Source organism: Qipengyuania aquimaris (assembly GCF_020171965.1).
GTDB lineage: Bacteria > Pseudomonadota > Alphaproteobacteria > Sphingomonadales > Sphingomonadaceae > Qipengyuania > Qipengyuania aquimaris_A.
Genome location: NZ_JAIUZK010000001.1, coordinates 398,400 through 420,756, shown reverse-complemented (window position 1 = coordinate 420,756; position 22,357 = coordinate 398,400). Strand labels below are relative to the sequence as shown.

General features: G+C 62.2%; 22 protein-coding genes and 3 tRNA genes. 11 read left to right on the top strand and 14 right to left on the bottom strand.

What is annotated here, in order from left to right; genetic code table 11:
* The first annotated feature begins 32 nt into the window (after nucleotides 1–32).
* Nucleotides 33–584 (top strand): cytochrome b, encoded by a 552-nt coding sequence (locus tag LCM24_RS02100; RefSeq protein WP_224802544.1) that lies wholly within the window; start codon nucleotides 33–35, stop codon nucleotides 582–584.
* An 83-nt stretch (nucleotides 585–667) separates the two neighbouring features.
* Here LCM24_RS02100 and LCM24_RS02095 read toward each other — a convergent pair whose 3' ends face one another.
* Nucleotides 668–1,753, bottom strand: a complete 1,086-nt coding sequence (locus tag LCM24_RS02095) for an RcnB family protein (protein ID WP_224802543.1) — start codon at nucleotides 1,751–1,753, stop codon at nucleotides 668–670.
* Between the two features lie 184 nt (nucleotides 1,754–1,937).
* On the opposite strand from LCM24_RS02095, the gene LCM24_RS02090 reads away from it, so the two are divergent.
* Nucleotides 1,938–2,507 carry a flavin-binding protein gene (locus tag LCM24_RS02090; protein ID WP_224802542.1) on the top strand — a complete coding sequence of 190 codons (570 nt, stop codon included), beginning with the start codon at nucleotides 1,938–1,940 and terminating at the stop codon, nucleotides 2,505–2,507.
* A gap of 103 nt (nucleotides 2,508–2,610) precedes the next feature.
* Here LCM24_RS02090 and LCM24_RS02085 read toward each other — a convergent pair whose 3' ends face one another.
* The 3 genes from LCM24_RS02085 to ettA all read right to left on the bottom strand — a co-directional run bounded on the left by LCM24_RS02085 (nucleotide 2,611) and on the right by ettA (nucleotide 6,702).
* On the bottom strand, nucleotides 2,611–3,048 hold the full coding sequence (locus LCM24_RS02085; protein ID WP_224802541.1) for an FKBP-type peptidyl-prolyl cis-trans isomerase: 438 nt from the start codon (nucleotides 3,046–3,048) through the stop codon (nucleotides 2,611–2,613).
* Between the two features lie 123 nt (nucleotides 3,049–3,171).
* Entirely contained in the window at nucleotides 3,172–4,980 is a 1,809-nt protein-coding gene (locus LCM24_RS02080; RefSeq protein ID WP_224802540.1) for a sensor domain-containing diguanylate cyclase, read from the bottom strand.
* 48 nt (nucleotides 4,981–5,028) lie between these two features.
* Complete coding sequence (gene ettA / locus LCM24_RS02075; protein ID WP_224802539.1) at nucleotides 5,029–6,702, bottom strand: energy-dependent translational throttle protein EttA; 1,674 nt, start codon at nucleotides 6,700–6,702, stop codon at nucleotides 5,029–5,031.
* Between the two features lie 123 nt (nucleotides 6,703–6,825).
* Here ettA and LCM24_RS02070 point away from each other — a divergent pair, with 123 nt between their 5' ends.
* The 3 genes from LCM24_RS02070 to LCM24_RS02060 all read left to right on the top strand — a co-directional run bounded on the left by LCM24_RS02070 (nucleotide 6,826) and on the right by LCM24_RS02060 (nucleotide 10,743).
* Nucleotides 6,826–8,001, top strand: coding sequence for a glycosyltransferase family 4 protein (locus tag LCM24_RS02070; RefSeq protein ID WP_224802538.1), 1,176 nt, complete (start codon nucleotides 6,826–6,828; stop codon nucleotides 7,999–8,001).
* 78 nt (nucleotides 8,002–8,079) lie between these two features.
* Nucleotides 8,080–9,429, top strand: a complete 1,350-nt coding sequence (locus tag LCM24_RS02065; protein WP_224802537.1) for a M20/M25/M40 family metallo-hydrolase — start codon at nucleotides 8,080–8,082, stop codon at nucleotides 9,427–9,429.
* Between the two features lie 102 nt (nucleotides 9,430–9,531).
* A complete protein-coding gene (locus LCM24_RS02060; protein ID WP_224802536.1) occupies nucleotides 9,532–10,743 on the top strand; it encodes a GGDEF domain-containing protein in 1,212 nt (403 codons plus the stop codon).
* Here the strand turns inward: LCM24_RS02060 and LCM24_RS02055 are convergent, their stop codons facing one another.
* The 5 genes from LCM24_RS02055 to LCM24_RS02035 all read right to left on the bottom strand — a co-directional run bounded on the left by LCM24_RS02055 (nucleotide 10,744) and on the right by LCM24_RS02035 (nucleotide 15,181).
* On the bottom strand, nucleotides 10,744–12,090 hold the full coding sequence (locus tag LCM24_RS02055; RefSeq protein WP_224802535.1) for an MATE family efflux transporter: 1,347 nt from the start codon (nucleotides 12,088–12,090) through the stop codon (nucleotides 10,744–10,746).
* A gap of 31 nt (nucleotides 12,091–12,121) precedes the next feature.
* A tRNA-Pro gene (locus LCM24_RS02050) sits at nucleotides 12,122–12,198 on the bottom strand.
* 33 nt (nucleotides 12,199–12,231) lie between these two features.
* Nucleotides 12,232–12,308, bottom strand: a tRNA-Ile gene (locus LCM24_RS02045).
* 60 nt (nucleotides 12,309–12,368) lie between these two features.
* Entirely contained in the window at nucleotides 12,369–13,415 is a 1,047-nt protein-coding gene (locus LCM24_RS02040) for a polysaccharide deacetylase family protein (protein ID WP_224802534.1), read from the bottom strand.
* A gap of 2 nt (nucleotides 13,416–13,417) precedes the next feature.
* The gene (locus tag LCM24_RS02035) at nucleotides 13,418–15,181 is read right to left on the bottom strand and encodes a histidine kinase dimerization/phospho-acceptor domain-containing protein (protein WP_224802533.1); all 1,764 of its coding nucleotides are present in this window, start codon (nucleotides 15,179–15,181) and stop codon (nucleotides 13,418–13,420) included.
* Nucleotides 15,182–15,402: 221 nt separating this feature from the next.
* Between LCM24_RS02035 and LCM24_RS02030 the strand changes: the two genes are divergently transcribed.
* The 3 genes from LCM24_RS02030 (at nucleotide 15,403) to LCM24_RS02020 (ending at nucleotide 16,652) form a co-directional block, all read left to right on the top strand.
* Nucleotides 15,403–15,867, top strand: a complete 465-nt coding sequence (locus LCM24_RS02030) for an Lrp/AsnC family transcriptional regulator (protein WP_090481207.1) — start codon at nucleotides 15,403–15,405, stop codon at nucleotides 15,865–15,867.
* A 4-nt stretch (nucleotides 15,868–15,871) separates the two neighbouring features.
* Nucleotides 15,872–16,291, top strand: coding sequence for a GFA family protein (locus LCM24_RS02025; RefSeq protein ID WP_224802532.1), 420 nt, complete (start codon nucleotides 15,872–15,874; stop codon nucleotides 16,289–16,291).
* Between the two features lie 136 nt (nucleotides 16,292–16,427).
* Nucleotides 16,428–16,652, top strand: coding sequence for a hypothetical protein (locus tag LCM24_RS02020; RefSeq protein ID WP_224802531.1), 225 nt, complete (start codon nucleotides 16,428–16,430; stop codon nucleotides 16,650–16,652).
* Between the two features lie 3 nt (nucleotides 16,653–16,655).
* Here LCM24_RS02020 and accC read toward each other — a convergent pair whose 3' ends face one another.
* The 4 genes from accC to LCM24_RS02000 form a co-directional block, all read right to left on the bottom strand.
* The gene (gene accC, locus LCM24_RS02015; protein WP_224802530.1) at nucleotides 16,656–18,005 is read right to left on the bottom strand and encodes an acetyl-CoA carboxylase biotin carboxylase subunit; all 1,350 of its coding nucleotides are present in this window, start codon (nucleotides 18,003–18,005) and stop codon (nucleotides 16,656–16,658) included.
* A gap of 8 nt (nucleotides 18,006–18,013) precedes the next feature.
* Entirely contained in the window at nucleotides 18,014–18,511 is a 498-nt protein-coding gene (gene accB, locus LCM24_RS02010; protein WP_224802529.1) for an acetyl-CoA carboxylase biotin carboxyl carrier protein, read from the bottom strand.
* A gap of 76 nt (nucleotides 18,512–18,587) precedes the next feature.
* Nucleotides 18,588–19,022 (bottom strand): type II 3-dehydroquinate dehydratase, encoded by a 435-nt coding sequence (locus LCM24_RS02005; RefSeq protein WP_224802528.1) that lies wholly within the window; start codon nucleotides 19,020–19,022, stop codon nucleotides 18,588–18,590.
* A 99-nt stretch (nucleotides 19,023–19,121) separates the two neighbouring features.
* Nucleotides 19,122–19,535, bottom strand: coding sequence for a holin family protein (locus LCM24_RS02000; RefSeq protein WP_224802527.1), 414 nt, complete (start codon nucleotides 19,533–19,535; stop codon nucleotides 19,122–19,124).
* Between the two features lie 138 nt (nucleotides 19,536–19,673).
* Between LCM24_RS02000 and LCM24_RS01995 the strand changes: the two genes are divergently transcribed.
* Complete coding sequence (locus tag LCM24_RS01995; protein WP_224802526.1) at nucleotides 19,674–20,081, top strand: hypothetical protein; 408 nt, start codon at nucleotides 19,674–19,676, stop codon at nucleotides 20,079–20,081.
* Between the two features lie 45 nt (nucleotides 20,082–20,126).
* Here the strand turns inward: LCM24_RS01995 and LCM24_RS01990 are convergent.
* Nucleotides 20,127–20,203: transfer RNA gene (locus tag LCM24_RS01990), tRNA-Pro, on the bottom strand.
* A 199-nt stretch (nucleotides 20,204–20,402) separates the two neighbouring features.
* On the opposite strand from LCM24_RS01990, the gene yajC reads away from it, so the two are divergent.
* Both yajC and secD read left to right on the top strand, forming a co-directional pair.
* Nucleotides 20,403–20,729, top strand: coding sequence for a preprotein translocase subunit YajC (gene yajC / locus LCM24_RS01985; protein WP_090481285.1), 327 nt, complete (start codon nucleotides 20,403–20,405; stop codon nucleotides 20,727–20,729).
* A gap of 24 nt (nucleotides 20,730–20,753) precedes the next feature.
* Nucleotides 20,754–22,346 (top strand): protein translocase subunit SecD, encoded by a 1,593-nt coding sequence (secD, locus tag LCM24_RS01980; RefSeq protein ID WP_224802525.1) that lies wholly within the window; start codon nucleotides 20,754–20,756, stop codon nucleotides 22,344–22,346.
* Nucleotides 22,347–22,357: the final 11 nt, after the last annotated feature.

The following is a 22,357-nucleotide window of genomic DNA, read 5'->3' as shown; positions in this document are numbered from 1 at the left end:
GCGCACCGATTGAGGGGAGAAGCCGGATGGAAATGGCCACCAAGAATGCCAAGCGTTACTCGCTGGTCGCAATGCTCTTTCACTGGGTCATCGCAATAGCGGTTATCGTGAACTGGAGGCTGGCGGAAGCGGCCGAGCATGCGGGCGATGCGGAAAAAGCCGCGATCTTCGCCAATCACAAGGCCTTGGGCATCGTGATCCTGATTCTCAGCCTCGCAAGGCTGGTCTGGCGATTCACGCATCCGGTTCCGGCCCTCGACGGCGTTGCGACCTGGGAGCGTATCCTTGCTCGCACCACGCATATCATTTTCTACGTCATGCTGATCGGACTGCCGATCGGCGGCTGGCTGGGAAGCTCCTATTTCGGGAGCGGCGTCGACGTGTTCGGGATATTTACGCTTCCCGCGCTGCCGGTTGGAGAGAACCCGGAAGCAGGCAAGGCGATCTTCAATCTCCACGCGACTGGTGGATCGGTGATGATTTACCTGATCGGCCTGCACATTCTGGGCGGACTGAAGCACACGTTCTTCGACAAGAACGGTGGCATCTTCCGGATGCTCCCCTTCGGCAAGGTACCCGGCTGACACGAAAAACCCCCGCCGATCGCTCGGCGGGGGTATCGTGCCCGAAAGGCCACTCTCTTCCCTTCGGGCAGGAGCCTGAAGGCTTACCAGAAGAAGTCGTAGATCACGTCGACCACTTCGCCGCTGTAGGTGTCGACCAGCAGCACGTCGTCGTAATACCGGACCCAGCGATAGGGGCCGTAGACTTCCGGCAGGCGATAACGCCAGGGATCGTTGATCCAGTAGCGGCTGCCGAAGAACAGGTCTCCGATGTAGAAACCGATGCTCAGGCGGCGATAGCGGTAATCGCGATAGGGTGCGTAGTAGCGGCCAAGGCGATAGATGCTGCGATACCGCTTGCGGTAGTCGTGCCAGTTGTAGCGGTGGTTGTTCCGCCAGTCGTAGCGGTTCCACGTGTTGTAGTGATGCCAGCGGCGTCCGTCCCAGTGCCGCTTGCGACGTTCGTGGCGATCACCGCGGCGCGCGTCCCGATAACCGTCGCGGTAGGCGTCACGACGAATGCGGCGATCTTCGCGATTGTCCCTGCGGCGTTCGTCCCGACGACCTTCACGATAGGCGTCACGGTAATTTTCCCGGCGATCCGCGCGGCGGTCTTCACGGCGATCCTGACGACGGTCGATGCGGCGATCTTCGCGACGATCGGCCCGGCGGTCCGCGCGCCGCTCTTCACGGCGATCTGCACGACGGTCCGCCCGGCGTGCGTCACGCACGTCCTCGCGACGGAAAGTGCGGTTGGCGTCGCGGCGTTCGCTGCGGTTCCAATCGCGGCCCGAGCGCACTTGCGCGGTGTCCGAGCGACGGTCCGAGCGGTTCCAATCGCGGCCCCGGCGCTCCTGGTTGCGAGCAACCGGTTGCGGACGTTCTGCGCGTTGCTGCGGGCGTGCCTGGCGGCGCGGTGCTTCACGGCGGACCTGCGCACGCGCCTCGCGGCGTTCGCTGCCCCGGTCGTTGCGTGCTTCACGGCGCTCGCTACGCCTTTCCTGGCGACGTTCGCTGCGGCGTTCCTGGCGGCGATTGTCGCGGCGTTCCTGTCGGTCGCCCCGGTCGCGTTCAGCGCGTTGTTGGTCGACTGCGGTTGCGGCTTCGGCCTGGGCCGGAACCACCGCGGTCGCCATCGCAATTGCGAGGGCACCGAGCGCGCTGCCTTTCATCAGCTTCGTAAAAGTCATGGAGCGTTCCTTCTTGCTCAAAAGCCGCTCCACCACCCGCGGCTCAAATGTCGATGTATTGCTTTGTATCAGAACGGCCTGACGCGAAACTGAACCGGCTTGTCATGCTTGCGTTAATGTTGGGGGCGCCGAATCTGAACATTGACGTTTGACACAAAGCGCCGATACGTGCGTTGGGAGCATCATGTACGATGATCTCGACAAGGTTCGCGCCGATATTGCCGACCGCTTCTGCATTGCCGCGTCCAGCCGGAAATCTCCGATGCATTCTCCGGTCGTGGTTACGCACGATGCCGATGCCCGGATCATGATCCTGAGGGAGTTCGACTGCGACGACTGGAATCTGCGCTTTCATACGGACGCGCGGTCACCCAAGACGACGGTTATTGGCGACGGCGCCCCGATGGCGGTGCTGTTTTATGATCCGGAGGAGAAGGTACAGATAAGGGTGCGCGGTACGGGGCGGATCGAAACGCAATCTGCGCTGGCAGACAAGGCGTGGAACGAGAGCAGCAATTTTGCGAGACGCTGTTACCTTGGCGCACCTCCCGGCGAGACGCGCGCCGAGCCTTCAAGCGGGCTCCCCGATTGGGCGGAAGGCATCCAGCCGACAGATGAGCAACTCGTCCCGGCGCGTGAGCACTTCGCTGTCCTGCTGGTCAAGGTAGAGGAGGCCGACTGGTACTGGCTCTCCAACGAGGGTCATCGCCGCGCGCTAATCGGTCGTGATACAGCCTCCTGGATCACGCCTTAGCAAGCGCAGCCTAGCAGGACCGATGTCCGCAAGAGATTTGGCGAGGGGGCGGCCGATCTCGCGCCGCGCGGAGCGACCGGCCAGCCCCGACTAGATCAGCTCGTCAGGCTGCCTGCTGGATTTCGCGCAGGGTGAGATCGAAAGTGATGTCTTCGCCTGCCAGCGGGTGATTGCCGTCCGCTTTTACGCTCTCGTCGCCAACTTCCAGAATGAAGAGGGTCATCGGCTGGCCGTTGGGAGACTGGGCATTGAGCTGCATTCCCGGCTGCGGAGCCGGTTCGGGCGGCAGGTTGGCGCGCGGAATGTCGATCACCAGTTCATCGCGGCGCGGACCGAAAGCCTTGTCGCACGGGATGGCGACCGACTTTTCGTCACCGACCTCCATGCCGGTCAGCGCTTCTTCGATCTGCGGGAAGATCTGGCCGCTGCCGATCTGGACCTGCTGGGGGCCGACCTGGGCGGTATTGCCGACTTCCTGTCCGTCACCCCGCTTGAGGACGTAGTCGATGGTTACGGTGTCACCGTTGCTGGGAGTAGTCATGGATATCCTTGAAATTCGTCGGAAACGGCGCCCGCGTGTCGGGCGCCTCGGGGGGGGCTTTTGTCAAACGGGAAGGGGCAGAGTCAAATCCTGCCCGGATGATAAGCGGCAAGATGTGCCGCGTCAGACCCTGACCAGATTTCCTTCGAACACGACCGAGCGATTGCGGCCTCCGCGCTTCGCGAAATAGAGCGCCTTGTCAGCGGCATTGAGGATCTCGGTTTCGCTGGAGCCGTCGGCCAGTTCGGCAATGCCAATGCTGAGCGTCACGTCCTTCAGGTCCTTGACCGGCCAAGCATAGGCACAAAGGAAATCACGCAAGGCCGTGCAGCGCTGGTCCAGTTCGCTGGCGCTCGCTCCGCGGGCGACGACAAGGAACTCCTCCCCGCCCAAACGCCCTACGACGCCGACATCGTCGAAGCGTTCGGACAGGACCTTCGCAATCACTTGCAGCGTCCGGTCCCCTGCTTCGTGTCCGAACCGATCATTGACCGACTTGAAATGGTCGACATCGACAATCGCAAGGGCCACCTTGTCGCCGGTGCCGCGGGCGTCGAGGACCGTTTTCTCCAGCACCGCAAGGATCTTGCGCCGGTTCGCGATTCCGGTGAGATGGTCGGTCTCCGCAAGGGCCTGGTGCTCTTCTGCCTTGCGTTCGGCATGGGCACGCGCATCGGCAAGCGCACGCATCGTGTTTGCGCGTTCCGTGATGTCCATCATCGTGCCGAATATCGAGATTTTCTCTGGGTCGTCCGACCATTCCACTTCGCCGCGACATTCGGTGTCGAAAACCTCGCCGTAAGGGCCGGAAATGCGTGCCTCGAATGCGAAGGGCACGCCGGTTGAAAGTGCCTGGACCAAGATGTGTGAAACGCGTTTGCGATCGCTGTCCTGGAACAGCTCGGCAATATCGGCGACGGTATGGGGCTGGGCATCGGACCCAACCATCCTGCGCGTTTCGGGAGAGAGGTAAACCGGTCCCTCAGCTGGCGCATATCGCCAGTGTCCAACCTTGGCGGCTTTTTCCGCGGCGGTCAGAAAGCGGTTGCTTCTCGAAAGATTGACGAGATCGTTCTGGCGCTGGGTAAGCATGAGTGCGACCGGCAGCGCCGAGACCAGCAGGCCGAGGAAGTAAACCTGCAGGAACAGCACCTTCTGGCCCTGCAGTTCGAAATAGCCACTGACCGGACCAAGGTCGTAAACCGTCAGGATCGACCCGATAACCGCCACGACGAGCAGGGACAGCGCGGCGCCGCTCAGGCCGAGGGCGGCCGTTGCGATCGAAATGGCGAGCACCGGCAGGAACAGCAGCGGCACTTCGGATTGCCCGAAAGCAACCAGCGAAGCGACAGCAACCAGCATCAGCGCCCAGACCGTGCGTATGCTGGCGAGGCGCCTGCGCCCCTCGTCGCTTTGCACAAGGAAGAGGATGAACGGGGCAACGATCAGCATGCCGAGGCCGACTGTGGTCGCCCAAGACACCAGGAACTCGAATGCGAAATTGGCGCTGAGGATGCCTGCAACCCCTGCGCTCAGAATGCTCACGATAATCGCGGACCCGGCAAAGCGGAGAAGGTTGAGCGGCCGCGCAAGCAGTTTGCCGCGGCTGTTCTCTCCGCCCATCAGGTAGAAGACGAGCCAGCCTTCTGCCAGGTTGGCCACCGTGTAGCCAAAACACGCGAGCAGCGACACGCCTGTAATGTAGTTCGCCACGAGGCTTGCGATCCCGACGCCGATCGTCACCGCGACGCGGCCTTGACCGCGCAAGTGCAGCAGCGATGCCACGAAGATACCGCTCGACGGCCAAACGGCCGCAATGCCGTCTTCACCCTGCGTCAGCTTGAGCGCGATGTATGCGCAAATGAGCCAGGCCAGGCTGTAGGCCAGCGGCCAGACGAAAGTCTCGGTCCGGTTTGCAGTCGATCGGTTCAAGATTACCCCCCTAGAAGGCCGTCTGGCCGATCGACTGTTTCGCCAAGCTTAACGTGTCAGCTTCTTGTAGCTTACCCGGCTGGGGCGGTCCGCCGCATCACCGAGGCGACGACGCTTGTCTTCTTCGTAAGCTTCGAAGTTGCCCTCGAACCATTCGACGTGGCTGTTGCCTTCGAAAGCGAGGATGTGGGTTGCCAGACGGTCGAGGAAGAAGCGGTCGTGCGATATTACCACGGCGCAGCCGGCGAAGTTCTCGATCGCCTCTTCCAATGCACCAAGCGTTTCCACGTCGAGGTCGTTGGTCGGTTCGTCCAGCAGCAGGACGTTGCCGCCCTCCTTCAGCATCTTAGCCATGTGCACGCGGTTGCGTTCACCGCCCGACAGCTTGCCGACGTTCTTCTGCTGGTCCGCGCCCTTGAAGTTGAATGCCCCGACATAGGCCCGGGTCGAGGTGTCGTGACCGTTGACCTTCATGTAGTCGAGGCCGTCCGAAATCTCTTCCCAGACGTTGTTCTTCGGGTTCAGGTGATCGCGGCTCTGGTCGACATAGCCGAGGTGGACGGTCGAACCGATTTCCACCGTGCCGCTATCGGGCTCTTCCTTGCCGGTCAGGATCTTGAACAGCGTTGATTTACCGGCGCCGTTCGGACCGATCACGCCGACGATGCCACCCGGGGGTAGCATGAAGGAGAGGTTTTCGAACAGCAGCTTGTCGCCGTAAGCCTTGGAGATGTTCTTGGCCTCGATCACCTTGCCGCCGAGACGCTCCGGCACTTGGATCACGATCTGTGCCTTGCCCGGCTTGCGGTTCTGCTGCTCTTCCTGGAGCTGTTCGAACTTGCGGACACGGGCTTTCGATTTGGTCTGGCGCGCGGAGGGCGTCTGCCTGATCCATTCGAGTTCGCGCGAAAGGGCCTTCTGGCGACCGCTTTCCTCGCGGCTTTCCTGCTCGAGGCGCTTGGCCTTCTTCTCGAGATAGGTCGAGTAGTTGCCTTCGTACGGATAGTAGGAACCACGGTCGAGCTCGAGGATCCACTCCACCACATTGTCGAGGAAGTAGCGATCGTGGGTGATCATCAGCACCGCACCCGCATATTCCTTGAGGTGGTTTTCAAGCCACTGGACGCTCTCTGCGTCGAGGTGGTTGGTCGGTTCGTCCAGCAGCAGGATGGAGGGCTTCTGGATCAGCAGGCGGGTAAGGGCGACGCGGCGCTTCTCACCACCCGAAAGATCGGTGACGGGCCAGTCGCCCGGAGGGCAGCGCAGCGCTTCCATTGCGACTTCGAGCTGGTTGTCCAGCGTCCAGCCGTCGACCGCGTCGATCTTGTCCTGCAGTTCGGCCATTTCGGTGCTGAGCGCGTCGAAATCGGCGTCTTCTTCCGCCATTTCCATGCCGATCGCATTGAAGCGTTCGACCATGTCGGCGATTTCGCGCGCGCCGTCCTTGACGTTTTCGAGCACGGTCTTGCTCTCGTCGAGTTCCGGCTCCTGTTCCAGATAGCCGACGGTGATGTTCTCGCCCGGCCATGCCTCGCCGGTGAAATCGGTGTCGATGCCGGCCATGATCTTGATCAGCGTGGACTTACCCGCGCCGTTCGGACCCACGATGCCGATCTTGGCACCCTGGTAGAACTGCAAGTTGATATTGCTGAGCACCGGCTTCTGGGCACCGGGGAAAGTCTTGGTCATGTCCTTCATTACGAAGGCGTACTGCGCGGCCATCGGGCGAATCCTTGGGTCTGATCTGTTCGGAACGGGAAGTTGTGCGCCAGATAGTCATAGCTGTGGCCGGGGGCAAGCCGGGTCTGGCAATCGTCCCGCGCCTGGCATAGCGAAAGGACCGTGATGACCGACGCGCGCGCAGACAGTCCGGCCTTGCCGCAAGTGGCGATCCTCTTCGCGCAATATGGCGCGTTCCATGTCGACCGGGTCGAAGCCGCTGCCCGCAGGCTGGCCGGGCGGGCGGAAGTTATCGCGGTCGAATACGCGACCACCAGCCGAACTTACGCGTGGGAGCCTGCAACGGGTTTCGAGCACGCGCGGCATGTCACGCTCTTCCCTGGCAGGTCCTATGACGACGTCGGCCATCTCGCCCGCTACCGGGCCGCCATGAAGCTGGTCGGCGAAGCGGATATGGTGTGCATCGGCGTACCCTATTCGGAGCGCGACATCATCGCTCTTTCCTGGCGCCTGAAAGCCGCCGGCACGCGCTGCGTGATGATGACCGAAAGCAAGTTCGACGATTTTCCACGCAGCTTGCCGCGCGAGCAGGCCAAGGCGAGGCTGCTGTCCTGTTATCGCGCCGCAATCGTCGGCGGGCTGCGCCAGCGCGAATACCTGCGCTTCCTTGGCTTTGGCGACAAGCCGATCCTTCCCGGATACGACAGCGTGGGCATCGAGCGGATCCGCACGCAAGGCGCTGGCGCCGACGCAAAGTGGGCGGATCGCCATTTCCTCTATGTCGGTCGCTTCGTGGAGAAGAAGAACCTGCCCGTGCTGCTCGCAGGCTACGCGCGCTATCGCGAACTGGCAGGGCCAGCCGCGCGCAGGCTGGTGCTGGCTGGGGACGGTGAGCTGGGCACAGTTTTGCGCGAACAGGCGGGAGAGGGGGTCGAGTTCACCGGCTTTTTGCGCGCCGAGGAAGTCTCTCGCCAGATGGCAGGAGCGCTGGCGCTATGCCTTGTCAGTACCGAGGAACAGTGGGGCCTGGTGGTCAATGAAGCGGCGGCTTTCGGGGTTCCGGCCATCGTCTCGACCCCTGTCGGCGCGCGCGACGCCATGGTCCGCAATGGCGTCACCGGTTACGTCGTCGAGCCGCAATCGGTCGAAGGGATCGCCCGCGCCATGCTGGCCCTGGCGCAGAGCGAACCGGCGTGGCAGCGCTATTCCGACGCGACTGCCGCCCGGGCGCACATGGGCGATGTGGGACGCTTTGCGGATGCCGTGGAAGCGCTGTTCGATCCCGACAGCGACGGCGCCAGTAACGCCCTCGATTTCTGGGACGAGATGTCGACGAGTTAACGCGGCTCCTCCAGGTTACGAACAGCCAAACAGCCGTCTGCGCTTGGCACACCTGTGTCTTTTGCTAGGCAGCGCGGCATGAAAAAACAGCTGCTTGCGCTTGCCGCCCTCACTCTCGCCACTCCCGCACAAGCCGATCGCGCCGATGAAGCATTGGCTGGCGACACCATCGCCTGGGATTTCGTGGAAGGGATCACCACCGAAGTCGGTCCGCGCATGCCGGGCACCGATGCCGAAGCGCGCGGGCGCGTCTGGGCGATGGACTGGCTGCGGCGCAATGGCTTTTCCAACATCGCGGACGAACCGTTCGAGATGGAAACATGGGTGCGCGGACAGGAGATGGCCTGGGTCGTCGCCCCGGCAACGCAGCCCATGGCAATCACCGCGCTGTCGACCACAAGCTCGACTGGACCAGAGGGGATCGAGGCTGAGGTCGTCTATTTCCCGACCTATGCCGACCTTGTGGCAGCGGATGCAGGTAGCCTCGACGACAAGATCGCCTTTGTCAGCCACGATATGCGCCAGACGCAGGACGGCTCTAGCTACGGGTTCGCGGGCCCGGCGCGCTGGATGGCCCCCTCCATGGCGGCGAGCAAGGGCGCAGTGGCAACCGTGATCCGCTCGGTAGGCACAGACAGCCACCGTGTTCCGCACACCGGAACGACGACTTTTGCAGAAGGCATCCGGCCGATCCCGGCAGGTGCGCTGTCCAACCCCGATGCCGATAATATGGAGCGGCTCTTCGCGCGTGGGGGCGAGGTGCGCATGAAGCTTATCCTTACTCCGCGCGACCTTGGCGTGACGAAAAGCGGCAATGTCGTCGGCGAGATTGTCGGCAGCGACCCTTCGCTCGAGCCGGTATTGCTGGCATGCCATCTCGACAGCTGGGATCTCGGAACCGGCGCAATCGACGATGGTGCAGGTTGCGGGATAATCGCTGCCGCTGCAAAGCACGTCGCTGCGCAGGGACAGCCCCTGCGCACCATTCGCGTCCTTTTCGCAGGGGCCGAGGAAACGGGACTGTGGGGTAGCGCCGCTTATGCCGAAGCACATGCCGACGAGCCGGTTTATGTCGGGCTCGAAAGCGATTTCGGCGCAGACCGCATCTGGCGGATCGAGACCAACTTTACTTCGAGCGATCCCGATCTCTACCGCGAACTTGCGGGCGCGGTCGCGCGTTTCGGAGTAGCACCGACGCGCATTGTCGCCACCGGCGGTGCCGATCTCAATCTCGTGCGCGAACAGGGCGGAGCGCTGATCGACCTCCAGCAGGATGGAACGCGCTATTTCGACCTGCACCACACCGCAGACGATACGCTGGACAAGATCGACCCGGCCCAGTTGCGGCAGAACGTGGCTGTCTGGACCGCCGTTGTCGGTATCCTGGCCAATCGCAGCGGACCGATCGTGCGGGATAGCGCAGAATAGCTACCCGGCGTAAACACCCGTAAATTCGAGATCTTGGGCAAGTCCTCAACGGGTGGTTAACCTTTCGGAGCTAACGCGAAAGTTCAACAAGACAGGGCGGGGATGCGCGAACAAATCATCGGGATGATCACGCCGACCATGGCGGTGATGTTCAGTGTCGGCTTCCTCCTCTTGTGGAAGCGCGGGACGCTGGGCAATTACGTGCTCGCGTTTGCCGCAGCCTATGCTTTCTTCGCGATTGGTTTCGGTGTCACGCACCTGTTCGACACCGGATCGCCCTATGTCTTCCACACCACCCAGTTCTTTTACACGCTGAGCACGGCATCAGGGATTTGGGGCGTGGCGCGCCGCGTCGACCAGCCGCCCCACCTCGGCGTCTTGCTGATTATCTACGCGCTGTCGGCAGGAACGCTGGCACTTGCTATCCTGCTCTCGGATGACCTGACGTCACGGCTCATCATTGTGAACATGGGCTATGGCGTCATGTACGTGGTCGCGGTCATGTCGCTGCTGAATGCGCATCGCCGCGATACGATCGACAAGATCGTCATCGGCATGCAGGCGCTGCTGGCCGCTCAATTCCTTATCCGACCTTTGCTGACGCTGCTGATCGAAGGCAGCATTCCGGCAGCAGCCTATCGTGAGTCGCTCTACTATTCCGTGCTCAACCTGTCGCTCGCGCTGCTTTCATTGCTGGCTGCGATGGTACTGGTGGCTGCTTGCATCTACGACCAGATCGCTGCCGTAAGAGAGCGCGCCGAACTCGACCTTCTCACCGGCTTGCGTACGCGCCGGGCCTTCGAACAGGACGCGATCGCTTATCTCGAACGGGCCAAGCAGGAAGGCGTCCCGGTATCGCTGGTCGTGGCCGATATCGATCACTTCAAGGCCGTGAACGACATCTACGGGCACCAGACAGGTGACCGTGCCATCGCCAGGTTTGGCGAGGTCGTGCGCAATACAATTCGCGATACCGATATTGCAGGGCGCATCGGGGGCGAAGAGTTCTGTATTCTCGCCTGGAACTGTGATGGGAATGCTGCCGTCGCAATGGCAGAACGCGTTCGCAATCGCTTCGGCGCCAGCGCCATCGAAGGCATGCCCGAAGACCATCGCCTAACCGCGAGTTTCGGTATTGCAGGGCGCGCCGAAGGCGAGGGCTATGGCAAGCTCTTCGCGCGCAGTGACGCAGCGCTATATGCAGCTAAGCAGGGCGGCCGGAACCGATCAATTCGTGACGAAAGATCGGGTGAGACTTCCCTCATCGCTTCCGTCGCTCCCAAAGCCAGCTGGCCGAAGGCGGCAAACTCCTAATCAGTCATCCTCGCCGGGACCGCCAAATTCGCGGTCCAGCAGCATCGGGATCGCCCCCAGTTGCAGGACGGTGCGCGCGATCAGGAAGAGGGTGAAGGACAGCCACAAGCCATGCGATTCCAGTGGCCATGTCAGCCATAGGGAGAGCGCGAAAATCGCCGCTGCGCCCATCATTGTGAGAAGCAGCGCCCTTGTCCAACTCGCGCCTACGTATATTCCGTCCAGCACGAAGCTGGCGACCCCTGCAAAGGGGATGATGATCAGCCAAATCCCGAGGTCCTGCGCCACGTCCTCTACCGCCGTAGTCGCGGCGAAACTTGCCAGGACGGGGTCGGCAAACAGGGCGAACAACGCCGCAACCAGTGCAGCAGCGGCAATGCCTCTGAGAAGGATGGCACCGACATAGGCGCTGAAGCCTTTGCGATCCCGTGCTCCTACTCGTTCCCCGTTGAGCACTTGTGCTGCATTCTCGAAGCCGTCGAGAAGGAGGGCGGTGAAAATGAACATCTGGTAGAGAATGCCATTGGCGGCGAGTACGACTGCGCCGCGTTCAGCCGACAAGCGGGTCAGCGCAGCAAGGGCAATTGTCAGTACCACGGTGCGCAGGAACAGGTCCCTGTTCACCGAGAGGAACGGTTTGAGCGCGCTCCATCCCAAAGTGCCCTGTTCCTTCAGGCAATTTTTCAGCCGGGCCAGGAAATCGCCACGGGCCAGGAACACGCCCACCGCGACCAGCTTCGCATATTCCGCAATCAGGCTCGACCAGCCGATACCCGCAATGCCCCAGTCGAGGCCGAGCACGAACCAGAGGCCGAGCGCGATGTTCGTGAGATTATAGGTGACTTCGAATATCAGAACCGCGGTCATCTGTCGGCGACCAACCATGAAACCGATGAGGGCCAGGTTCGCCATGACTGCAGGGGCGGACCAATAGCGTATCTCGGCATAGACCTGCGCAGCTTCGAGCACTTCGCCCGAGGCCCCCAACAGGCCTAGCGCGGCGGGCAGTAAGACGGGCTTCGCGATCAGCAGGATGGCGGCAATGACCAGACCCACGGCGAGACCGCGTACCAGCATGGCAACCTGCGCGTCCTTGCCCGCCCGCGTGCCTTCCTGTGCGACCAGCCCCGTGGTTCCGGTCTTGAGGAAGTTCATCACGGTGAAGAGTACCGCAAACAGCCGCGCGCCGACATCGACTGCGCCCTGCGTCGGCGCGTCGCCCAATTGCCCGACGATCCACATATCGCCGATGCCGATCAGAGCCGTGGCCACATTGGTGACCATGGCAGGTAGGGCGATCACCCAGATTGCGCGCTTGTCGATAGGTGCAGGTCGGGCGGCGGTCATCCGGCTTTCCTCCTGCGTTGAACTGGATTGCTGGTCGGGGAGACAGGATTCGAACCTGCGACCCTCTGTTCCCAAAACAGATGCGCTACCAGGCTGCGCTACTCCCCGACACTGGCAATCCCGACTGACGACACAAACCACTGGTGGGCCCGGCAGGACTCGAACCCGCGACCTAGCCGTTATGAGCGGCCAGCTCTAACCAACTGAGCTACAGGCCCCTGTCATCTGTGGTCAGACGAATGCGCCGCCTAGACGCGCCATTCGTCAAGCGCAAGCGCTCAAACCTCAACCTGGTGCATGATTTCACCGACGCTTGTCGGTTTGACACCGCGCAGGGAGAAATAGCCATAAACGGCACGCAACCAGCCATAAAGCGCGTCCAGATCGTCTTCGGAGCGCACATAGGGCGTGTGGCCGGGCACCAGGGACGGGCTGTGCAAGCTAATCACAAGCAGTTCGAAGCCATCATCGAGCGCGATATCGATGCATCGGATCGCTTCTTCGCTTGTTGTGCCTTCAGGAGTGAGCGGGATGCGTTCAAGCATGCCGGTCTTGGCCAAAGCTCCTCCAAGGCCGGGAAACTTGCGAATGAGCGGCTGAAGCATCGCGCCCTGCTTTCGCAGCATTCCCCAATAGCACGTCGTCAGCGGGATCTCGAGCAGGTTGCGCTGCTCGTCCGTCCAATATGGATAGTCGGGATGTCGGGTGAAATCGGGACCGCCATCGTCGGAATAGTCATGATGCGGACGAACGGAGGTGTCGATAGCGATACCACGCCCTTTCAGGATGGTCGCCGTTTCCGGCCCGACACCGTACCGCCCGGCACGATATATCAGCGGAGAGACCCCCAAATTCTGCTCGATCGCGTCCACCAGATTGTCGAATTTTTCCCGCTCGAGATCGGGAGGCAGGTTCCCCGCATAGCTGTTGCGAGCGTTGACCGTTTCGCGCTGGGGCGGGTTGACCCAGGGATGCAGCTGGACGCCGATTTCGGCGCGACCGTTCGCCACCAGCGGAGGAAACACCTCTTTCGCCAGGGCGGAACTGACGACGGGCCAATCCACGAGGTAGACCGGGACCACGCCCATGCCTTCACAGAATTCCTGGAACTTGCCGATCCTCATGAGGTGGTCGACCTTGTGACCACTGGGCGTGAAGGGCTTCGACCAGTCGAACTCTTCCTCGGTATCTATCGTCAGGAGCGCGCGTTGACCGAAACCCGGCTTGAACCGCGCCCTCAGGCCCGGCGGCGGAGGGTCGAGAAGGCTGCGGTCGGACAAATGTGCTTCCCCAAGCTGCTTCTGGTCCAGGGGGCCGTTACCCAAGCTCAACCGGTTGCGTTGTCCGGCTGCCCTTCAGGGCTAGGCAGGCTCTCCACACCGGTCAAGAGCGGGAGGCTCAGAACCAGCGCGTCATCCAGCCTGACCAATTCCCCGCCCGCAGCACGCGCTTCGGCGCGGGCAAGACGAAGTGAGAAGCCGGCCCCGAATATGCCGGCACTTAGCGCGCCGGAATTAGCACGGGTTTCGACCGAAAAAATGTCATCGGCCGACTTCAGGCCGGAGGGCAGGCTAAGGGCAAACTCTACCTGCTCCGCACCGGTTTCCATCTTGATGGCAACCGCTTCCCCCGCCGACAGCGTTCCGGCAAGCGTAGCGAGCAGTCGCCATGCCAGGCGTTCGGCTTCGGACTCCGACAAAGAGATCGGCGCGCGTCCATCGCCTAGATCGGTGTCGAAGCGGGCGACGCGCGGGCTCAACACAGGTTGCAGCTGCGCCACCTGCTTGCGTGCAATCGCCGCGAAATCGGCATTTCCTGCCTCCAGTTCGAGCGAGCCGGTCTCCAGCTTGGCCAGCCGGTCCAGTTCCTCGAACCCGGCGAGGATGTGCGCAGCATCGCCCGCAATCGTCGCAGCAATGGCGCGGTATTCGTGCGGGACCGGCCCAATAACCTGCTGCTGTATGATTTCGGCATAACCCTGCATTGCGTTGACCGGTGTGCGCAGTTCGTGGAGCAGCTGGCGCAGGCGATCAGCCTCCGCCTCGCGCCGGTCCTCGACCTGCGAAACGGCGCGGCGGAAGCGGCCTACGTAACCGTAGAAGCGCCCTTCCGAGCGGGTGAAGCGCGGGGTTGCATCGACGATCCAGTCGCCTTCTATCCGGGCTGCGCCCCTCAGGTGTATTGCGAGGCCTGACAGGGGCTGTCGCATCCGCAAGGCGCGCGAAGCCTGGTCCGGCTCGTCGGCTGCATGGGCGATATCGATACCGACGACCATTTGCGCAATGCCGCTTTCGGCCCAGTCGATCCGTCCGTCGGTGTCGCTGCCGAACACAAACTGGTCGAGCGGCCTTGCGTGCGGTGCAGCTTCTTTTTCGCCCAGCGGAAGTCGCGGATTGTCTTCGTCCAGCACCCTCTCACTGCGCACCTTCTGGAAGGCCTCGATCCGGTCGACGAGCGCGCGAATGCCGTCCTTTCCGGGCTCGATCGGCCGATCTTCCGGCGCAGGTTTTTCGTCGGCAGGAGCTTCGGGCGCTTCGAGCGTGCCAAGCGACAGGGGAGTAGGCTCTTCGAAAATATCTTCCGGCGCGCCTTGTGGTTTTTCGACCGGGGTAGGGGGCATGGCCGCCTCTTCACCCAACTGCTCAAGTACAGGCTGCGGAAGGGCGCGGTCCGATACGCCAAGGGCATCGAGAACGCGCTCTGCCGCAACGGGAAGATCGCGCCGGTGGCGCAGGAAACCGCGCGCACGGATCGGCAGGCGGGGGATGATTTCCTCCCATTCCTCGCCCTTGAGATTCGCCCGGTAAAGCGCTGCTGCAGCGATGTGCGGGTGCGCCTCGCCGAACCATTTGACCAGTTCCGGGTTGCGGAAACGCCATCCGTTCTCGCCCACGATCGCTGCCCGGTCGGCGACGGGAATCATCTCGCCCAATGCGATCAATCGCAGGTAAGCTGCTGCTTTCAGGGCCTTGTCGCCTGCTTGCGGGCGTTCGCCGAGAAGGTCGATCAGCTGCCGGAACTGCGTTTTGGCCGCACGCTCCCCGCCCGCGCGATTGCGCAGAACAGTAGCAAGGCGGTCGTCAAAATGCATCGAAGCTCCGGAAGCTTAGGTGGTTTGCAGGCGGGTAACCATTACGCGCGCGTCCCTTCTATCGCTCCAACAAACGTGATGAACGAGATGTTTCCGACACGTTGCAAAGCGGGACGATTGCTGGCAAAGATAATAATGTTAGCCAATACGATGCTTGCGCCTTTTCAACATTTCTTAAGCGCGCAGCGTCTTTATGGCGCATCAAATTATTGAGGACTCGCATGGCCAATCTCGACGAAATCGATCGTCGTCTGCTCTCCGAACTGCAGGACGAAGGCAGAATCACCAATGTCGAACTGGCTCATCGCGTCGGCCTGACCGCGCCCCCGTGCCTGCGCCGTGTGCGCGCGTTGGAAGAGGACGGGGTCATTCGCGGTTATCATGCCGAACTCGACCCGTCGAAGCTGGGCTTCTCGATCACCGTTTTCGCCATGGTCAGCCTGAAGAGCCAGGCCGAAGACGCCCTGCGCGAATTCGAAGCGGCGATGATGGATCTGCCCGAAGTGCGCGAAGTGCACATGCTCAATGGCGAGATCGACTTCATCATCAAGATCGTCAGCAGGGACTTGCAGAGCTTCCAGGAATTCCTGACCAGCAAGCTGACGCCTGCGCCCAATGTGGCCAGCGTGAAGACCTCGCTCACCATTCGCACTTCGAAGAGCGAACCGGGCGTCCCGCTCGGCTGATCGGATGGTCGAAGGTCATTGCCTCTGCAAGGCAGTCCGCATCGAAGTTGCGGACGCTTCGGGCGAGATCGAGATTTGCCAGTGCACCATGTGCCGCCGTTGGGGCGGGGCGTTCTATAGCGCGCTGGAAAGCAGGCAATTCACCATCCACGGCGAGGATAGCGTCGCCGTTTACCGCTCGAGCGAGTGGGCCGAGCGTGCGTTCTGCAAGACCTGCGGGTCGAACCTGTGGTTCAAATTCCTCCCCACCGGCAACCGCAGCTTTTCGGCCGGCCTGTTCGACAGCGCCAGCGACGCGAAGATCGAGAAAGAGATTTTCGTCGATGAAGCCGCCAGCTGGACCTGCATCGGCGGACAGCATCCGAAGATGACCGGCGAAGAGATCATCGCGGAAGCGAAGGCGGCCGGCTTTACCTTCGAGTAGACTAGAAGTGACGCTCCTCGGATCGCTTGGCTTGGTGATAATAGCCCTAGCGCTGCAATATGGGCATGCTTGCTGGCTCGACCTCAGGTTGCCTAGACGAAAGAAACTGCCAGTGTGGCTGCGCGGCGGCCCGGTCATGTTCCGTCGCCGCACCGCCCTCTATTGCTATCCGCTTTTCTCTACCGCACTCGCGTTGCTCCTGCTGTGCATCGCTGCGATGCAGGACGTGGCACCGGGACCGCGCAGTCGGGTGGAAATCATGCTCGCCATCGGCGGTGCGATGATGGCCTTCGCGTTCGTCCAAGTGGTGAATTGGCGAATGCTGATGCGCTGGTTCGCGCGAGGTGAGCCTAGGGTTTGATCTTCAGACTCCACGCTCCTTCAGCCAGTCCTCCAGCCACTTGATCGAATAGTTGCCCGTCTGGACGTCTTCCTGCTCCAGCAGGGCCTGGTGAAGCGGGATGGAAGTCTTCACGCCCTCGACCACCATTTCCTCAAGCGCGCGCTTGAGGCGCATCATGCAGCCTTCGCGGTTGCGGCCGTAGACGATCAGCTTGGCGATCATGCTGTCGTAATAGGGCGGGATCGAATAGCCGGCATAAAGCCCGCTATCGACGCGCACGTGCATGCCGCCTGCCGGGTGGTAATAAGTGACCTTGCCGGGGCTGGGCGCGAAGGTGAACGGGTCTTCCGCATTGATGCGGCACTCGATCGCGTGTCCCTTGAACTCGATATCTTCCTGCGCAACCGACAGCGGCTTGCCTGCCGCGATGCGGATCTGTTCGCGTACCAGGTCGACGCCGGTGATCGCCTCGGTGACGGGGTGTTCGACCTGCAGGCGGGTGTTCATCTCGATGAAGTAGAACTCGCCGTTCTCCCACAGGAACTCGATCGTGCCCGCACCGCGATAGCCCATGTCGCGCATGGCCTTGGAGCAGACCTCGCCCATGCGCATGCGGTCTTCTTCCGAGATGACCGGGGAGGGCGCCTCTTCGAGCACTTTCTGGTGCCGCCGCTGGAGCGAGCAGTCGCGCTCGCCAAGGTGGATGGCATTGCCTTCGCCATCGCCGAAGACCTGGAATTCGATGTGGCGCGGGTTGCCGAGGTATTTCTCGATGTAGACCGTGGCATCGCCGAAGGCGGCTTTCGCTTCGCTACCGGCCTGCTGCATCAGCGTTTCGAGCTGGTCTTCGCTTTCGCAGACCTTCATCCCGCGCCCGCCGCCACCGCTGGCGGCCTTGATAATCACGGGATAGCCGATTTCGCTGGCGATCTCGCGCGCTTCCTCGATCTCGGAAACAGCGCCGTCGCTTCCAGGCACCAGCGGCAGGCCGAGCTTGCCTGCGGTGCGCTTGGCTTCGACCTTGTCGCCCATTGTGCGGATGTGCTCGGGCTTGGGGCCGATCCACTTGATGTCGTGCGCTTCCACGATCTCGGCGAACTTGGCGTTTTCCGACAGGAAACCGTAGCCCGGGTGGATCGCATCGGCCTGCGCGATTTCGGCGGCCGAGATGATGTTGGCGATGTTGAGATAGCTGTCGGTCGCGCTCGGCGGGCCGATGCAGACCGCATGGTCGGCAAGGCGCACGTGCATGGCGTCGGCGTCGGCGGTGGAGTGCACCGCGACCGTCTCGATGCCCATTTCGTGCGCGGCGCGATGGATGCGGAGCGCGATTTCGCCGCGATTGGCGATAAGGATACGCGAAATCGTCATGACCTGCCTCAGCCGACGACGACGAGCGGCTGGTCGAATTCGACGGGCTGGGCATTCTCGACGAGGATCGCCTTGACCGTGCCCGACTTGTCGGCGGCGATCGGGTTCATGACCTTCATCGCTTCGACGATCAGGAGGGTCTGGCCTTCCTTCACGCTGTCCCCGACCTTCACGAAGTCGGCTGCGCCCGGTTCGGGGGCGAGGTAGACGGTGCCGACCATGGGCGACTTCAGCGCACCGGCGACGTCGGCGTCAGCCGGGGCAGGATCGTTACCCGGAGCTGGAGCCGGTGCCGGAGCGGAGGCTGCGGGCGCAGGCGCAGCTGCCATCGGGGCGGGGGCGGCCATGGCCACGCCGCCGCCACGCGATACGCGGATCTTGCGATCGCCATCCTCCACCTCGATTTCGGTGAGGCCCGTGTCGCCCAGCATTTCAGCCAGCTCGCGAACCAGCGAAGTGTCGACGTTCATACCGGATTTTCCGGCGCTACCTTTGCGTTCGGCCATGAATGGTCCCTTGTTAACTGTTGCACGCGCCTATGCTCTGGCTCGGCGTGCAAGACAAGGGGTCGTGACGAATGCGTTACAACGCGGCCGCCTTCTCCAACGCTACGGAATAGCTGCGTGCGCCGAGGCCCTGGACGCAATCGGCAGCGGCCATGCCGACATAGGAGATATGGCGGAATTCCTCGCGTTTCGAGGGATCGGACAAGTGCACTTCGATGACCGGAACCGCGATGGCGCGGCACGCATCGAGCAGGGCGACAGAAGTGTGGGTATATGCCGCCGCATTGAGCAGGACGGCCTTCGCGCCCGCGCTGTTCGCCTCGTGAAGCCAGTCTACCAGCTGCCCTTCGTGATTGGTCTGGCGAAAGTCGATTGCGAGACCGAGACCCTCCGCCTGCTCGTGCAGGGCCGCCTCGATTTCGGCGAGCGTGTCGGAGCCGTAGATCTCCGGTTCACGCGTGCCGAGAAGGTTCAGGTTCGGGCCGTTGAGGACGTAGACGAGGGTGCTCATGAAGCGTCTCGTAGCCCAGCCGGGCGCGCAGGGACATAGTTGGATTGCCCCCGCACGCCTCCGACAGAGTGGAACATGTGGAACACGGTCCTGGGAGAATTATTTCTCCATTCCCTTCGCCTTGCCCCACTGGCGCGCAGCCGTGTAGCCGAGGTAGCCGGTCCCGAAGAGGGCGTAGAGCTCGTCCGGAAGCCCGCGCAGGTAGCGCGTGATGCCGTCGCCGATATCCCCCGCCGCTTCCGGCAGGAAGGCTGCAAGGATGCCCATCGGCAGCGCGAACAGGATCATCGCATACATGACATAGAGAAAGCTGGGCCGCGCGCGGCTGGTCCATGGGTCCTTCGAATTGGCTTCGGCAACGATGGCGGCGAGGCGGGCTTCGATGGATTTGAGTTCGTGCGTCCCTTCCAGCGCCAGAAGCTCAAGCTTTGCCTTGGCGCGCGCTTCCTTGTCGGGAATGATCTTGTCGATGATCGAGGCGATAGGTCCGATAAGCGATTCGATGATTGCCATATTTGGTTCCTCCAAAAGCAATTGGATAACCAAATGGGAACATGTAGGAAACGGACCGGCACAGCCTTGCGCGCTTCATTGTATCGCAAGGGCAAGTGAGTTAAAGCAGGCACCGTCGAAAGAGATGCGGAGCATCGGATGAAACGGGTCATTTCGCATATTGCTGCAACTGCAGGCGTGCTGGCGCTGGTCGCCGGCGGTGCCGTCGCGCAACCGGCAGATCCGATCCCTTCGACCGCCGATGGCGCGCTCGACATTCCCGAACTGTGGGATTGCGACCGGATCGAGCCGGAATATGCCCAATGGCTGGAAGATGGCAATGCGCCTGAAGACTGGCACTATGTCGGCAAGACCTATCGCGATGTCGAAGATGACGAGCTCTATTCCTGGCAGGACTGGCTCGACTGGGCCGATGATGCCGGCTGCGGTGCGGGGTTTGCCGAGGCCGGGAAATCTCCCACCGCTATCGTCGGCGTACTGGTCGCTTTTTATGCGACCGGCCTGATCGCAGCACTCGGCGGCGACCGCGCGATCAGCCCGGGCTGATCCCGGTCGGGCCCACATAAATCCAAATTTTCCGGTGTGATCCACTGGTCGGGACGACTGGATTCGAACCAGCGACCCCTACACCCCCAGTATAGTGCGCTACCAGACTGCGCCACGTCCCGATACCAGTGGAGGCGGCCCTATAGGGGGGAGTTCTGTGCATGGCAAGCGCCAAGCTGCGGCAATTCATTGCCCTGCAATCGCGTTCCTGCTAACTGCGCGCGCTCTTGGCGAGGGGGCTTTCGGCCGGAAGCTTGATTGCTCCGCAACCGGTCCCATCTCGCACGAACAACAGCATCAACGGATACAGGCTTTTCCTTCATGATCGACCTTCTCGCCGCCGCCGGCTCCGCCGCAGCCCAGCCGCCGGTCTGGCTGCAGATTCTTCCGTGGGTCGCGATTTTCGCCATCTTCTGGTTCCTGATGATCCGCCCGCAGATGCGCCAGCAGAAAGCGCACCAGGAAAAGATCGCCGGTCTGAAGCGCGGTGACGAGGTCGTGACGGCAGGCGGCCTCGTAGGCAAGATCACCAAGGTCGAAGACCAGTTCGTCGAAGTCGAACTGTCCAAGGGCATGAAGGTCCGCGCCGTGCGCAACACCATTGGCGAAGTGCTGTCCGGCACCACCGCCAAGCCCGCCAACGACTGATCCGGTAAGAGGCACACAGCAGACATGCTCGATTTTCCAACCTGGAGGAAAGCGTTCCTGTGGGGCATCGCCGTCATCGGCATGCTCCTGTCGCTGCCTTCCCTGTTCTCGCTCGCCAATCTCGATTGGCCCGATCAGCTTCCCGACCCGGTCGTAAACCTCGGTCTCGACCTTGCCGGCGGTAGCCACATCCTCCTCGAAGCCGAGCGGGACGAAGTGGCCGCCATGCGTCTGGAAGACCTGGAAGAAAGCGTGCGCAACGCCATGCGCCGCGCAGAGCCCCGTATCCGCATCGGTGATGTTTCGACCGCGGACGGCCAGCTCAGCTTCCTGCTCGATGATATCGCCGACGTGGACCGCGCGCGGGCCGAAATCGAAGACATCATGAACGGCACTGGCCCGGTCCGCGAATGGGACCTGCAGGTCGTCGACGGGCAGCGCTTCGTGCTGACCCAGACCGCTGCCGGCCTCGACAATGCGGTCGACGGGGCAATGGAAGGTGCGCTGCGCACCGTCGGTATTCGTATCGACGGCCTCGGCACGCGTGAGCCGACGATCCTTCGCCAGGGCGACACCCGCATCGTGGTGCAGGTGCCCGGTCTGCAGGATCCCGAACAGCTCAAGGAACTGCTCGGCAAGACTGCCAAGCTGGAATTCAAGCTCGTCGAACGCCAGGCCAGCGCCGAGGAAGTGGCGCGCGGTTTCGTGGCAGGCGGCGAAGTCTATCCCTATGCCGAGGGCGAGGGCTTCCCCAACGGGGTCGTCGTCCAGCGCATCGGCGGCATCGACGGCGAAACGCTCACCGGCGCGCAGCAGAATTTCGACGCGCAGACCAACGAGCCGGTCGTTTCGATCACTTTCAATCCCGACGGCGGTCGCCGCTTTGCGCGGATGACGACGCAAAACACGGGACGCCAGTTCGCTATCATCCTCGACGGGGAAGTTATTTCCGCTCCCGTCATGCGCGAGCCGATCCAGAACGGCCAGTCGCAGATATCCGGCGGGTTCACTGTCGAAAGCGCGAACAACCTGGCGATCCAGCTGCGCTCCGGCGCGCTCCCGGTCGATCTCAGCGTGGTGGAAGAACGCACGGTCGGTCCTGACCTCGGCGCAGATTCTATCAAGCAGGGCATGATCGCCATCGTGATCGGCACGCTCCTGGTCATGGGCCTGATGATCGTGACCTACGGTCGGTTCGGCATCTATGCGACGGTGGCGCTGGTCATCAACGTGCTCATGCTGCTCGGGATCATGGCGGCGCTCAACATGACGCTGACCCTGCCGGGTATCGCGGGCTTCGTGCTGACCATCGGCGCGGCGGTCGACGCCAACGTGCTGATCAACGAACGCATTCGCGAGGAGCGAAAACGCGGGAGGCGCGTCATTGCGGCGGTGGAGAACGGTTACAAGGAAGCCAGCCGCGCCATTTATGACGCGAACATCACCAACTTCATCGCAGGCGTCCTGCTGTTCAGCTTCGGCTCCGGACCGATCAAAGGCTTTGCCGTGGTCCTCGTCGTTGGCCTGTTCACCAGCGTCTTCACCGCCCTGCCGCTGACCCGCATGTGGGTCGCCGGATGGCTGCGCAAGGCGCGCCCATCCGACATCAATCTTTGAGGAAACGGACG

Excerpts from the sequence above, each read along its gene's own strand:
- LCM24_RS02100 (WP_224802544.1), top strand. The coding sequence starts at position 33 with ATGGCCACCAAGAATGCCAAGCGTTACTCGCTGGTCGCAATGCTCTTT.
- LCM24_RS02095 (WP_224802543.1), bottom strand. The coding sequence starts at position 1,753 with ATGACTTTTACGAAGCTGATGAAAGGCAGCGCGCTCGGTGCCCTCGCA.
- LCM24_RS02090 (WP_224802542.1), top strand. The coding sequence starts at position 1,938 with ATGTACGATGATCTCGACAAGGTTCGCGCCGATATTGCCGACCGCTTC.
- LCM24_RS02085 (WP_224802541.1), bottom strand. The coding sequence starts at position 3,048 with ATGACTACTCCCAGCAACGGTGACACCGTAACCATCGACTACGTCCTC.
- ettA (WP_224802539.1), bottom strand. The coding sequence starts at position 6,702 with ATGGCCGCGCAGTACGCCTTCGTAATGAAGGACATGACCAAGACTTTC.
- LCM24_RS02070 (WP_224802538.1), top strand. The coding sequence starts at position 6,826 with ATGACCGACGCGCGCGCAGACAGTCCGGCCTTGCCGCAAGTGGCGATC.
- LCM24_RS02065 (WP_224802537.1), top strand. The coding sequence starts at position 8,080 with ATGAAAAAACAGCTGCTTGCGCTTGCCGCCCTCACTCTCGCCACTCCC.
- LCM24_RS02060 (WP_224802536.1), top strand. The coding sequence starts at position 9,532 with ATGCGCGAACAAATCATCGGGATGATCACGCCGACCATGGCGGTGATG.
- LCM24_RS02055 (WP_224802535.1), bottom strand. The coding sequence starts at position 12,090 with ATGACCGCCGCCCGACCTGCACCTATCGACAAGCGCGCAATCTGGGTG.
- LCM24_RS02035 (WP_224802533.1), bottom strand. The coding sequence starts at position 15,181 with ATGCATTTTGACGACCGCCTTGCTACTGTTCTGCGCAATCGCGCGGGC.
- LCM24_RS02030 (WP_090481207.1), top strand. The coding sequence starts at position 15,403 with ATGGCCAATCTCGACGAAATCGATCGTCGTCTGCTCTCCGAACTGCAG.
- LCM24_RS02025 (WP_224802532.1), top strand. The coding sequence starts at position 15,872 with ATGGTCGAAGGTCATTGCCTCTGCAAGGCAGTCCGCATCGAAGTTGCG.
- LCM24_RS02020 (WP_224802531.1), top strand. The coding sequence starts at position 16,428 with ATGTTCCGTCGCCGCACCGCCCTCTATTGCTATCCGCTTTTCTCTACC.
- accC (WP_224802530.1), bottom strand. The coding sequence starts at position 18,005 with ATGACGATTTCGCGTATCCTTATCGCCAATCGCGGCGAAATCGCGCTC.
- accB (WP_224802529.1), bottom strand. The coding sequence starts at position 18,511 with ATGGCCGAACGCAAAGGTAGCGCCGGAAAATCCGGTATGAACGTCGAC.
- LCM24_RS02005 (WP_224802528.1), bottom strand. The coding sequence starts at position 19,022 with ATGAGCACCCTCGTCTACGTCCTCAACGGCCCGAACCTGAACCTTCTC.
- LCM24_RS02000 (WP_224802527.1), bottom strand. The coding sequence starts at position 19,535 with ATGGCAATCATCGAATCGCTTATCGGACCTATCGCCTCGATCATCGAC.
- LCM24_RS01995 (WP_224802526.1), top strand. The coding sequence starts at position 19,674 with ATGAAACGGGTCATTTCGCATATTGCTGCAACTGCAGGCGTGCTGGCG.
- yajC (WP_090481285.1), top strand. The coding sequence starts at position 20,403 with ATGATCGACCTTCTCGCCGCCGCCGGCTCCGCCGCAGCCCAGCCGCCG.
- secD (WP_224802525.1), top strand. The coding sequence starts at position 20,754 with ATGCTCGATTTTCCAACCTGGAGGAAAGCGTTCCTGTGGGGCATCGCC.